The sequence below is a fragment of the Fodinibius sp. GM21 genome, assembly GCF_058386955.1.
Genome location: NZ_JBYEIQ010000004.1, coordinates 329,626 through 341,940, shown reverse-complemented (window position 1 = coordinate 341,940; position 12,315 = coordinate 329,626). Strand labels below are relative to the sequence as shown.

Sequence of the window (12,315 nt, the reverse complement as noted above, 5' to 3'; positions counted from 1 at the left end):
TCTCGGTTTTACTTCACCGTAATCCAGAACTATACAGTCACTTTTTTATCCTCAGAAACTGTTCCTCGTACGTCCACGGCATAGGCCCCTTCGTCTTCAGCTAACACTATTAAGGGATTAATTTCGAGCTCTGCTATTTCCGGGATATCATCGGCCAGCTGTGATAAACGCATTAAATAACGAATAACGGTTTCACGATCTCCGGCAGGCTGATTTCGCCACCCTTTCATCTTTTGTCCGGCTCGTGTTGCCGCAACTAATTCTTCGGCTTGGGTTCGATTCAAAGGAGCGATAGCCGTGTTAACATCTCGCAGTAGTTCCACCTCTGTACCTCCTGTGCCAAACAATACCATAGGACCAAACTGGGGATCGCGACGAAGTCCCATGATCACTTCCTGTCCGCCGGTCAGCATTTTCTGCACCTGCGCTCCTTCCATATCAGCACCTGCTTCATCGGCTGACTCTTTGATCTCATTCCATGCACGCACCACATCTTCGTCATTTCTAATATCCAGCTTCACTCCATCCACTTCCGTTTTATGCGAAATGGATTCAGAAACCAACTTTATCACAACCGGATAACCGATGGATTCAGCAGCCTGAATTGCTTCCTCCGCTGTCCCGGCAATCTGCTCCGGTGGAAAGTTAATGCCATATTCCTGAAGCAGTGGTTTCCAATCTTTTTCGGCAACACGTTCCCAAGCTTTCTGCTCATCAAAATCCGTAAATCGCTCAGGCGTTTGCTGAGGAGTATCAAGCCACTCTTTGCGCTTAACCATGGCCGCCAGCACCGATGCCACACGCTCCGGAAAAGCTACATTGGGTATTTTTCGCTTGTGCAAAATTTTTAGCGCTTCATCCACAGAAGCTTTTCCCATGATGGATGCAATTACGGGTTTTTGATGCGTTCCGGCCACTTCGCCCACCACCTCTGCCAAGCTGGCCGGTAAAAACCAGTCCTGGGGAGCCTGAATAACGACAACCGAATCTACCGTTTCATCAGTAAGCAGGGCATCCAGCGCCACCGCGTAAGTACCCGGACCCGAACCCGCCAACACATCTACGGGATTGCTCACGCTGGCTGCTTTTGGCAAACGCGATTCTAAATAATTTTTGGTCTCTGCAGTTAAATCTGCCAGTTCCAACCCCGCTTTTTCCAGGGCATCAACAGCCAGAATCGCCGGTCCACCCGCATTCGTCAACACTGCTACCTTTTTTCCTTCGGGGAGCGGCTGCCATGCCAGCGCCCGTGCCCAGTCGAACATCTCTTCCATAGTTTCCGCTTGCAAAACGCCACTGCGTTCAAACGCTGCGCCATACGCTTCGGCACTTCCTGCCAGCGCTCCGGTATGGGATGCTACGGCACGTGCCCCACTTTCACCTCGACCTCCTTTTAACGCTACTACTGGCTTATCCCTGGCAGCCTTTTGAGCCACCCTCATAAAATCCTCCCCATTTGATACTCCCTCGATATAAGCCGTAATCACCCGCGTTTGGTTATCCTCATGCAGTGCCTTAATCATCTGTGTTTCATTCACATCCACCTGGTTACCCAAGCTGACTATTCTCGAAAAACCAACGCCTGCCCCGCGTGCCCAGTCGATCACCGACGCTACCATGGCCCCCGACTGCGAGCAAAAACCAATTTCACCGGATTCAGGCATGCCCGTCACAAAGGTCGTGTTCACGGGAGTGTGCGTATCAATAGTGCCAATACAGTTGGGACCAATAAAATTGATATCCCATTCCTTTGCCACACGTGCCAGCTCCTCCTCCAGCTTCTGTCCTTCTTCTCCGGTCTCACTAAATCCACCACTAATTACAATTGCGTGTCTGATTCCTCGCTTTCCACACTGCTTAATAATTTTTGGGACCACCGCTGCAGGTACAATGATAATGGCTAAATCCACGGGATCGGGCACTTCTGCCACCGACTCAAAACACGGCAGATCCAATATTTCAGTCGCCGATCTATTTACCGGATAAATCCCGCCTTGATACCGATACTCTTTGAGATTTCGAACCACACCGTATCCCAGTTTATGGGGATTTCGCGAAGCGCCGATAACCGCAACACCCTGTGGCCTGAAGAATGGATTGAGCATTTTAAATGGAATTCTAATTTAAGAGTTATTTGTCTTATTTTACCGTTAATATTATACTTTGTCAAAGATAAACCGACTTTTTATTCAAAAATATTAACCGAAGAATCTGCATAACGCTATGGATACCTCATCCCTTTCCCCGTTTCAAACCGATACCATAATCGAACCCTTTCGTATCCGCTCGGTAGAGCCCATTCATTTTACCACGATGGAAGAACGCGAGCGACTGCTTAAAGAGGCGGGATATAATCCATTTTTACTGAAAGCGAAAGACGTACTTATTGATTTGCTTACCGACAGCGGCACGGGTGCGATGTCATCCAAGCAGTGGGCTGGGATGATTGAAAGTGATGAGTCGTATGCTGGATCTTCGTCATTCTATAAGCTGGAATCAGCCGTGCAGGATATTACCGGATTCAAACATTTGATTCCCACTCACCAGGGACATGCGGCCGAAAATATTTTCTTTACTACTATTGCAAAAGAAGGCGATGTCATCCCCAGTAATACTCATTTCGATACTACCCGCGCCCATGTTGAGCATGCTGGAGCCGAAGCGCGTGATCTCGTTATCGAAGAAGGGAAACAACCCCAAAGCAACCATCCGTTTAAAGGAAATATGGATCTGGAAAAACTGGAAGAAACCATCCGGGAGGTCGGTCCCGAAAATATTCCCGTCATCATGATTACCGTTACGAATAATTCCGGTGGCGGACAGCCGGTGAGTATGGCCAACATTAAAGGTGTTTCTGAGATCGCTAAAAAACATGACATTCCCTTCTTTATTGATGCCTGTCGGTTTGCCGAAAATGCGTGGTTTATCAAAACCCGCGAAGATGGTTTTTCGGATAAAGAGCCTAAAGAAATTGCCCAAGAGATGTTCAGCTATGCCGATGGCTGCACCATGAGCGCCAAAAAAGACGGAATGGCCAATATTGGCGGATTTCTGGCTCTTAATAGTGATAAACTGGCATCGGAATGTCGAAATCTGGAAATTCTAACTGAAGGATTTCCAACCTATGGCGGTATGGCGGGTTACGATATGGAGGCAGTTGCCCGTGGACTTTATGAAGCCCTCGATCCCGATTATCTCCGTTACCGAATCCGGTCTATAAGCTATCTTGGGGATAAACTGACGGATGCCGGTATTCCTATTGTTCAACCTACTGGTGGACATGCGGTATATCTGGATGCCAAGCAAATGCTGCCCCATATCCCACCGACAAAATACCCCGCGTGGTCATTTAATAATGCCCTTTACCTGCTGGGTGGAATTCGAGGTGTAGAAATCGGTACGGTGATGTTCGGCAAACAGCCAGATGGATCCGAAAAACCAGCGGCCATGGAACTGGTACGTTTGGCCTTTCCACGACGCATGTACACCCAAAGTCATGTGGACTACCTGGCTGAAGTAATAATTTCGGCTTATGAACAGCGAAAAAAGTTAGGTGGCTACAAAATTGTTGAAAGTCCTGATGTGCTACGACATTTCTCGGCCCGACTGGAACCAATCAAAAAATAATTATATATCGTTTCTTGATTAACAAGAAAGGGAGAAAACATTGACTCAAGAAAGGAGCAAAATAGAAAAAGCCCTGCGTTTGCAGAGCTCTTTTTTGATCAACTGTTTACAATATACGATGATTGCCCCATATGGAACAAGTATTTCTGCTATTTGGGACCTAATATATAACTAATCTGTAACTAATATTATATAACATATAAGTATCAGTCTTTTATCATTAGTTTTAGCAGCTAGAAAAATATCGAAATATAACTTCGATTTTGCTTTTTTGTGCTTGCGGTAGTGGTTCAAAGATAAAAAGCAGCTCTATACTTTGATTTCTATAAATCAGATAGGATTAAAATAAACGATTCCAAGCACCGTCTGGGGTGGTTGGGAAAAGTCAAGAGTTTATAACCAATTGACCGGTCCGCACCAGAGGTACGGACCGAGATTAGCTATTGTATCGAAAATAAAAAACCCTCAGGAATCTGAAATCCTGAGGGTTTAAAAGATAGAAAACAAAGACTTATCGCTTCTTAAAACGCGATTGGAAAAATCTCAGGTACTCCGGCTCGTAGTCGAATGCAAGACCGGTGATATCTTCACGCTGTTGATACACCGCTTCGACCGACTCGGCCACCACATCCATATGAGCCTGAGTATAAACGCGCCGCGGAATCGTAAGCCGTACCAGCTCGAGTTCGGGATAGTTATGTTCACCTGTCTCAGGATTACGTCCCGCCGAAACTACTCCGCGCTCCATACTTCGAATTCCGGCATCGAGATACAGTTCAGCAGCCAGTGTTTGAGCAGGAAGCTCATCCTGACTCAAATGCGGAAGAATTTTCTTGGCATTTAGAAACACGCCATGACTTCCAATCGGTCGCACCACAGGCACACCCATATCGATTAGCTTTTCGCCCAGGTATTGTACCTGTCCCACACGGGCACGAATGTGATCTTCATCAACTGATTCTGTAATACCAATCGCCAACGCCTCCATGTCACGTCCAGCCATGCCGCCGTAGGTATGCAATCCTTCATAAACCACCACCATATTCTGTGCCTTTCGGAAAAGCTCTTCGTCATTAAGTGCTAAAAATCCACCAATATTCACCAGCGCATCCTTCTTGGCACTCATCGTAGCCCCATCGGTAAGGGAGCAAATTTCATGCACAATATCCCTGATGGGAGTATCCTCATAGCCTTCCTCCCGCTGCTTGATGAAATACGCATTCTCGGCCACTCGCGTCATATCGTGGATAATCGGAATATCGTACTTATTAGTGAGCTCTCGTACTTCTTTCAAGTTAGCCATCGAAATAGGTTGCCCGCCGGCCATATTCACCGAAGTAGCAATAGATACATACGGAATCTTGTCGGCTCCTTTTTCTTTGATGAGATCCTCAAGCTTGTTGAGATCTACATTGGCCTTGAAGGGATGCTCATTTTCGGGATCGTGTGCCTCGTCAATAATCACATCCACAAAAGTACCGCCGGCCAGCTCCTGGTGCAGCTTGGTTGTGGTGAAATACATGTTGCCGGGTACAAAATCGCCCTCGCTGATCATGAGCTGAGAAATCATGTGCTCGGCTCCGCGTCCCTGATGCGTTGGAACCACATGCTCGTACCCATAATACTTTTGGATCGCTTCTTTTAAATGATAAAAGTTCTCACTCCCGGCATAGGCTTCATCGCCCATCATCATGCCCGCCCACTGCCGATCGCTCATGGCCGAGGTACCGCTGTCGGTCAAAAGATCGATATACACATCACGCGAACGTAACAGAAACGTATTGTAACCGGCTTCTTTAATGGCTTTTTCCCGTTCCTCACGGCTAATCATCCGGACCGGTTCAACCATTTTAATTTTATACGGTTCAGCCCACGATCGTTCTCTTTTATCTGCCATAAAAACTCCTTTACATTATTTTTAATTCGAAATATTACTCTATCTCACTATCAGTGTTTTTACAAAAAATTCGTTTTATTCAATCTCCCTAAATCAGTCTTTTCCAAGAGGGACTTTTGAAATTTTCCGTCTCCTGAATAAACTTAGAAGAGTTCCTCCTCGGAGAAAGAGGACAGGAGGATTGATCGAAGCTTCTTATGTCACGTAGTTTTACAAAAAACAATTTAATTCCAGTTACGCTCCAACAGAAATACGTTCTTCATAGCTGTCCAATATGGACTGCAGTCGCTCTTTCTGCTTGGATACAGTAAAGGAAATTGACGACAGATTTTCATCGTGATAAGGCTCAGAGTCGGCAATTTCCAGGCAGTAGTCCATGCCCTCCTCCAGATTCTTTTGAAACTTCTGAAGTTTCTTCAATCCGGATTCGCCATCCAACTGCTCGGCCAACTCTTCCACGTAATCTACATACAAAGTAATCTCCTTGGCAAACATGTGGGGACGCTCTTCATCCGCCAATGATTTGCTTCGTCCGTAGATATGATTAACCATCTCCCGAAGTGAATATTCTCCGTCATAATAGGCAATATTCGGTCCCGGACAAATGGCCTGTGGGGCACGATGCTCCGCCAGAATTCCAAGGTTAATTAGAGCCCCATTACCCAAGTGATCACACAGACATGCTTTGCCAAGCACTTTCTCGCGCTGTTCCTCTTTTTCATCTTCGGACATCTCACTTTGCGCAATCTCATCAAGCTTGAGCAGTTGATACTGCGTGGATGCCGTACATATAGGCTGCTCGGTAAATTCGGTGTTGGATTTTAGAAAGCCTTTCGGACAGGGTGAACCCGGCTTATCCTTTTCGATACGTTCTTGATGCCACTGCTCTGATCCCGTATTTCTAACGTTGTTAAAGGGCACACCCAGCGGCGATACACCGCTCAGATATAGCTCTTTTTCACCGGCATTCTCCAGCAACTGACGAGTAGGTTTGTCCACGGTTGTTGCTTCAGGCACCAATAGAAACGGACTGCCCCATCCGGTGGCATCCATGTCAAAATCGTTTAACAGGCGATCGGCCTCACCGCTCACCCCAATTCCACCCTGAACGGTAAGGCGCGGTTCGGTAATTTCCCAGTCATCTGAAAAGCCACCCGCATTTTCTTCATAATATTTTTCAATGAGTGGCTGTACTGCTTTGGTTAACTGATCTCGTTTTTCTCGAAATTCTCGAAGCAGACTCGGCATCAAGTGTCCGTCGGAAGGAAACGCATGTCCACCGCAGTTCAATCCCGACTCAATACGGTATTCAAACACCTCCAAGCCCTTTTTGGCCAGATACTTACCCTGAATTAAGGCCGAGCGAAAATCACTTACTTTCAGGATAATCTTCTTCTTAATCTCTCCTTTCGTATCCCGGTAAAAATCTTTGAACTCCGTAATGTAATTATAGAGACGAGGGTTAAATCCGGCCGACAAAATAAGGCTGGATGATACCTCGCTTTTTGCATATCCGCGGAGGGCGGCACTGGCATCACTAAATTCCTTGCTCATCGGCATATCGTCCTGATCATAATTCAGCTTATCCACCTTGGCCATAATATTTACATCGATGGAACCGGGCTTCATCATCCGGGAAAGCTCACAAGACAGGCGATCCCGAAGACTGCCCTCCTTGGTGCTCATCAACTGATTATATTTGTCCCTGATGACACTACCATCGGGAAACATCTCGAAGTATTTGGCTTTATCATTCTTCTCGAAGAACGGCTGGTTTTTGATAGCTGAAAACTTCTTTTCTACGATTTCTTTCACCGTATCCAAATAAGCAGTAATACGTCGAGCGCGGCCATCTTCGGCAGTACGACCGATGTTATTGTATTCAAAATCGTACTTTTGGCTATAGTACTTGCGGATTTTTTCTACGAGCAGGTCATCCACAATAGAAATCACCGAGTCGATGCCGTAGGGGCCGACGCGAATGGGGGAATCTATCGAATGGCCGGTTCCCATTACGGGAATAGAAAAATTGTGGTGGGAGTGGGACATGAATTTTATTTCTTAGGTTACTATAAAACTATTTATTAATGACGCATCACAAATCACGCATAAGTAACGAGTGATGCGTAATGCGTGTGGGTTGTACTTTTTAGTACAATTTCTTTTCGAGTTCAATCGCTTTGGGAAACAGGATATTGTTCTCCAAGTGCACGTGTTTATGCAGATCTTTTTCGAAACCTTCCAGGTTTTGATACAACAGCCGGTAAGTAGTGCAGGCATCGGCAGGAGGAGTAAAATCATTGCTTAGCCTACGAATCTTTGCCATAGAAGTTCCCGCTTCGTCATGCTCTTCTTCCATCATCGCAATGGGATTAGCTGCCTCTTCAAATTTGGGCTTCTCCGGCTTCGTCCCATTTTTATCAGCCTCTACTAATTTTTTGATGTAGGGAAATAAAATACGCTCCTCTTTGTCGAGGTGATTAAAAATTTCGGTGTGGAGCATAGTGAACTCATAATAAATTTTATTCAGCTCCTCGTGACGCTCGCCGTGAACCTTTGCTACTTTTTTGGCATACTTGCCAATTTCAGGCAGCTTATTGCGTGTAAATTCATGGTGATTGTTGACAATATAATCTACCAGAAAGTCCAGCGACCACTGATCGTAATTATTGTCCTTGGTTCCATTTTGACCAATGGCTTCCAATTCTCTGATTACCTGCTTGAAATCCACCCCTTTTTTTCTACAAGCTTCTTCTATCGTACGACCTCCACCGCAGCAAAAATCCAGCTTATATTTTTGAAATACCTGAGCCGTCCTGTAGTCATCTTTCACAATTTGTCCGACCGTTCGTTCCTGTACTGATTCCATGATCCTAACCGTCATTTTAGTAATTAAAAATAAAAGACTATTTTATCTTAAATTAAGCAAAAATCTTATCCCAACCAATTCGTTTTTAATTCGTGGTGGTACCAAATCCAAAAGAACAGTACTGCCAGAGCTCCGGCCTGATGTACAACACCTATCAATAGCTGAACATGTGTAAGTATTGTTAAAATGCCCAGAACATATTGTGTAAGCATTATTCCCAATAGAATGCGTGCTTTCTGCTTGAGTAAATGTGGGATTTCGGCCTGATGGTTTTGCCACCAAAAACCGATTGTAGCTATACTGAGCAACGTACCCAGGATGCGGTGCATCCACTGTACTGTTCCGGGATTTTCTACGAGGTTGACAATCACCGGCTGCAGTGTCCATGCACTTGCAGGAATCCAGTGTTCATTCATCATTGGAAAGGAATTGTACATATATCCGGCATCAAGTCCGGCCGTAAAGGCGCCCCAGATAACCTGAATAATAAAAAGGACGAGCAATCCAATTGACCATCGTCGCAATGATACCACATCTGTGCTCTGCTTCGTCGATTTATTCTTATAAAGATCTAGAGCATACCAAATGCAGAAACTGAATAACAACATCGCTAATATAAGGTGGGCAGCTAATCGATAATGACTTACATACGGTACATCAACAAGACCGCTTTTTACCATAATCCACCCCATGGCTCCTTGTAAGGCTCCCAGGCCAAACAAGATCCATGCTCGACGCAAGGTTTTGGCGTTGAAATACCCACGTATCCAGAAAAAGGCAAAAGGGATCAGAAAAACGAGTCCAATTAATCGGCCCAACAGCCGATGGAGATATTCCCAAAAGAAAATGGTTTTAAATTCCGCCAGTGACATTCCCGCATTCAACTGCTGGTACTGTGGAAACTCTTTATAACGTTCAAAAGCAGCCAACCAATCGGCTTCATTCATTGGTGGAATAGCACCCATAATCAAGCTCCAGTCAGACATTGAAAGCCCGGAATCGGTAAGTCGGGTAATACCGCCTACAACAACCATTAGAAAAATGAGTACCGCACCAGACCAGAACCAAAATCTTACAGCCTTTCTTTCAAATGAATTCACAAAAAATGTATTGCCGTCTGTTAATGATTTTAATTGTATTGGAAGTTATTTAATGGCTTCAATCCTCTCAAATAAAAGTCACAAAACCTTACGAATTAGAAAGCTGTTCCCCCCAATTATATGAGAGAAGAGCGGATGATATCAGTTGATCATGAAGTTATGATGAAACGACTTCTTTTCCTGATCGTAAAAAGGCCTGTGCCGCGGCAAGTCGTGCAATGGGAACACGGTACGGTGAACAGGATACGTAATTCAATCCAAGATTGTAGCAGAATGCCACACTGCTTGGATCACCGCCATGCTCACCGCAAATACCAACTTTGAGATCTGATTTTGCTCCTCGTCCTTTTTCAACGCCCATTTGCACAAGCTGACCAACGCCTTCTTCATCGAGCACTTGGAAGGGATCATTTTTGAGGATACCTTCATTAAGATAGTACTCAAGAAATTTACCGGCATCGTCACGACTATAGCCAAATGTCATCTGTGTAAGATCGTTGGTACCGAATGAGAAAAAATCGGCCTCTTCAGCAATTTTATCAGCAGTCAGCGCCGCGCGGGGAATTTCAATCATCGTACCTACTTTGTAATCGACCTCAATGCCCTTTTCAGCAAATACTTTCTCGGCAATTTCATCCACCACATGCTGTTCATGGATAAATTCCTCGGCCGTTCCCACCAACGGAATCATAATCTCGGGATACACTTCTTTACCGCGACTTTGCACCTCAACAGCCGCTTCCAAGATAGCCCGCGCCTGCATTTCAGTAATTTCGGGATAGGTTATTCCGAGTCGACATCCACGGTGACCCAGCATAGGATTAAACTCACTAAGTAATCGAATTTTGCGCTTGAGCTCAATTGTTTTAATTCCGAGTTCTTTGGCAAGTGCTTCAACCTCTTCTTCCTCATCCGGCAGAAATTCGTGTAGGGGCGGATCTAACAGTCGAACCGTAACTGGCAGACCATCCATCGCCTCAAAAATCTCTATAAAATCCTCCCGCTGGTACGGAAGCAGGTTTTCTAAGGCACTGCGTCGCTCTTCTTCACTTTCCGAGATAATCATGCGACGCATTTCACGGATGCGTTCATCCCCGAAAAACATGTGCTCGGTACGAGCAAGCCCAATGCCCTGCGCCCCGTATTCTCGAGCTCGCAAAGCATCTTCCGGAGTATCGGCATTGGTGCGCACTTTCATATCGCGGTACTCATCCACCCAGCTCATAAAAGTGTGGAAGTTATCACCAAACTGTGGCGCTTCCACATCCTTTTTACCGTTGATTACCGTTCCGCGCGCACCGTCAATCGAAATCCAGTCGCCCGCTTTAACAGTCACGTCACCGGCGATAAATTGTTGGTGATCGTAATCAATGTCGATACTGTCGCAACCGGCCACACAGGGTTTACCCCATCCGCGGGCTACCACAGCAGCGTGACTGGTCATTCCACCACGAGACGTAAGAATACCTTCAGCTGCCGACATACCGCCCACATCTTCGGGACTTGTTTCTATACGGACCAAAATTACCGGATTTCCTTTGCCGTGCTCTTCCTCGGCTTTGTCAGAATCAAAGACAACCTTGCCCACAGCCGCTCCGGGCGATGCCGGGAGTCCTGTTCCAAGGATGTCATTTTCATCAATTTCGTCTTCTTTTAGCTGCGGGTGCAGCAGCTGATCCAAATGGCCGGGTTCTACCAAATTGGCAACGGCACTATCTTTCTCCAGAATACCTTCATTTACCATATCGATGGCAATTTTAACCGCAGCTGCTCCAGTTCGCTTGCCGTTGCGCGTTTGCAGAATAAACAGCTTGCCCTGCTGCACGGTAAATTCAATATCCTGCATATCCTGGTAATGCACCTCAAGCTGATTGGTCAGCTCGAGCAGTTCATCATACGAGTCAGGCATCACATCTTTAAGCTCGTTGATATCGCGAGGCGTTCGGATACCGGCCACTACATCTTCACCCTGGGCATTGATCAAAAACTCCCCATAGAGTTCATCCTTTCCGTCAGAGGGATTGCGCGTAAAACAAACACCCGTAGCACTGTCATCCCCCATATTGCCATACACCATGGCCTGTACGTTAACAGCTGTACCAAGTAGACCGGTAATCTTATTTATTTTGCGGTACTTGATGGCACGATTAGCATTCCAGGATCCAAATACGCCGTTGATCGACAATTTCAATTGGTCATCAGGATCTTGAGGAAAATCTTCACCCGTATTTTCTTTGTATACTTTTTTATACCGATCAACCAGTTCTTTCAGATCATTTACCTCCAATTGTGTATCAAGCTCTACATTTTTCTCATCCTTTAATTTCTGCAGAGCATACTCAAATTTCTCATGGGATACACCCATCACAACATCACCGAACATATCAATAAATCGGCGGTAGCAATCATAAGCAAAGCGTTCGTTGCCGGTTTTCTCAGCCAACCCCTGTACGGACTGATCCGTTAACCCCAAATTCAGGACCGTATCCATCATCCCCGGCATCGAAATAGCCGCTCCGGAGCGAACCGAAACCAATAACGGATCTTTGGGATCACCAAATTTCAGATTCATTAACTCTTCTAAATGATAAACACTCTCTTTTATTTCTACTGCCAGTCCATCAGGCCATTGCCCGTTATGCTCATTATAATATTTACAGACTTTGGTAGAGATCGTAAAACCCGGTGGGATAGGCATGCCGATACTGCTCATTTCAGCAAGATTTGCCCCCTTTCCACCAAGCAAACCTTTCATTGATTTGTCGCCTTCTGCTGTACCACCGCCAAACGTAAACACTTGGTTCTGAGCATCCATAAAAATC

Annotated in this window: 7 protein-coding genes; 1 reads left to right on the top strand and 6 read right to left on the bottom strand. The window is 45.7% G+C overall.

Going from position 1 to position 12,315, the window contains the following annotated elements; translation table 11 throughout:
- Positions 1 to 29 precede the first annotated feature (29 nt).
- The gene (locus ACT3IB_RS11795) at positions 30 to 2,105 is read right to left on the bottom strand and encodes an acetate--CoA ligase family protein (RefSeq protein ID WP_491539221.1); all 2,076 of its coding nucleotides are present in this window, start codon (positions 2,103 to 2,105) and stop codon (positions 30 to 32) included.
- Positions 2,106 to 2,223: 118 nt separating this feature from the next.
- Between ACT3IB_RS11795 and ACT3IB_RS11790 the strand changes: the two genes are divergently transcribed.
- Complete coding sequence (locus tag ACT3IB_RS11790) at positions 2,224 to 3,627, top strand: tryptophanase (RefSeq protein WP_491539220.1); 1,404 nt, start codon at positions 2,224 to 2,226, stop codon at positions 3,625 to 3,627.
- A 511-nt stretch (positions 3,628 to 4,138) separates the two neighbouring features.
- On the opposite strand, the gene ACT3IB_RS11785 is transcribed toward ACT3IB_RS11790, so the two are convergent.
- From ACT3IB_RS11785 to ppdK, 5 genes are all read right to left on the bottom strand, one after another.
- Positions 4,139 to 5,524: a tyrosine phenol-lyase gene (locus tag ACT3IB_RS11785; protein WP_491539219.1), complete on the bottom strand. Its 1,386-nt coding sequence runs from the start codon at positions 5,522 to 5,524 to the stop codon at positions 4,139 to 4,141.
- Positions 5,525 to 5,758: 234 nt separating this feature from the next.
- A complete protein-coding gene (locus ACT3IB_RS11780; RefSeq protein WP_491539218.1) occupies positions 5,759 to 7,573 on the bottom strand; it encodes a hypothetical protein in 1,815 nt (604 codons plus the stop codon).
- A gap of 100 nt (positions 7,574 to 7,673) precedes the next feature.
- Positions 7,674 to 8,393 (bottom strand): iron-sulfur cluster repair di-iron protein, encoded by a 720-nt coding sequence (ric, locus tag ACT3IB_RS11775; RefSeq protein ID WP_491539217.1) that lies wholly within the window; start codon positions 8,391 to 8,393, stop codon positions 7,674 to 7,676.
- Between the two features lie 65 nt (positions 8,394 to 8,458).
- Complete coding sequence (locus ACT3IB_RS11770) at positions 8,459 to 9,493, bottom strand: COX15/CtaA family protein (RefSeq protein ID WP_491539216.1); 1,035 nt, start codon at positions 9,491 to 9,493, stop codon at positions 8,459 to 8,461.
- 157 nt (positions 9,494 to 9,650) lie between these two features.
- Positions 9,651 to 12,308 (bottom strand): pyruvate, phosphate dikinase, encoded by a 2,658-nt coding sequence (gene ppdK, locus ACT3IB_RS11765; RefSeq protein WP_491539215.1) that lies wholly within the window; start codon positions 12,306 to 12,308, stop codon positions 9,651 to 9,653.
- Between the last annotated feature and the right edge of the window lie 7 nt (positions 12,309 to 12,315).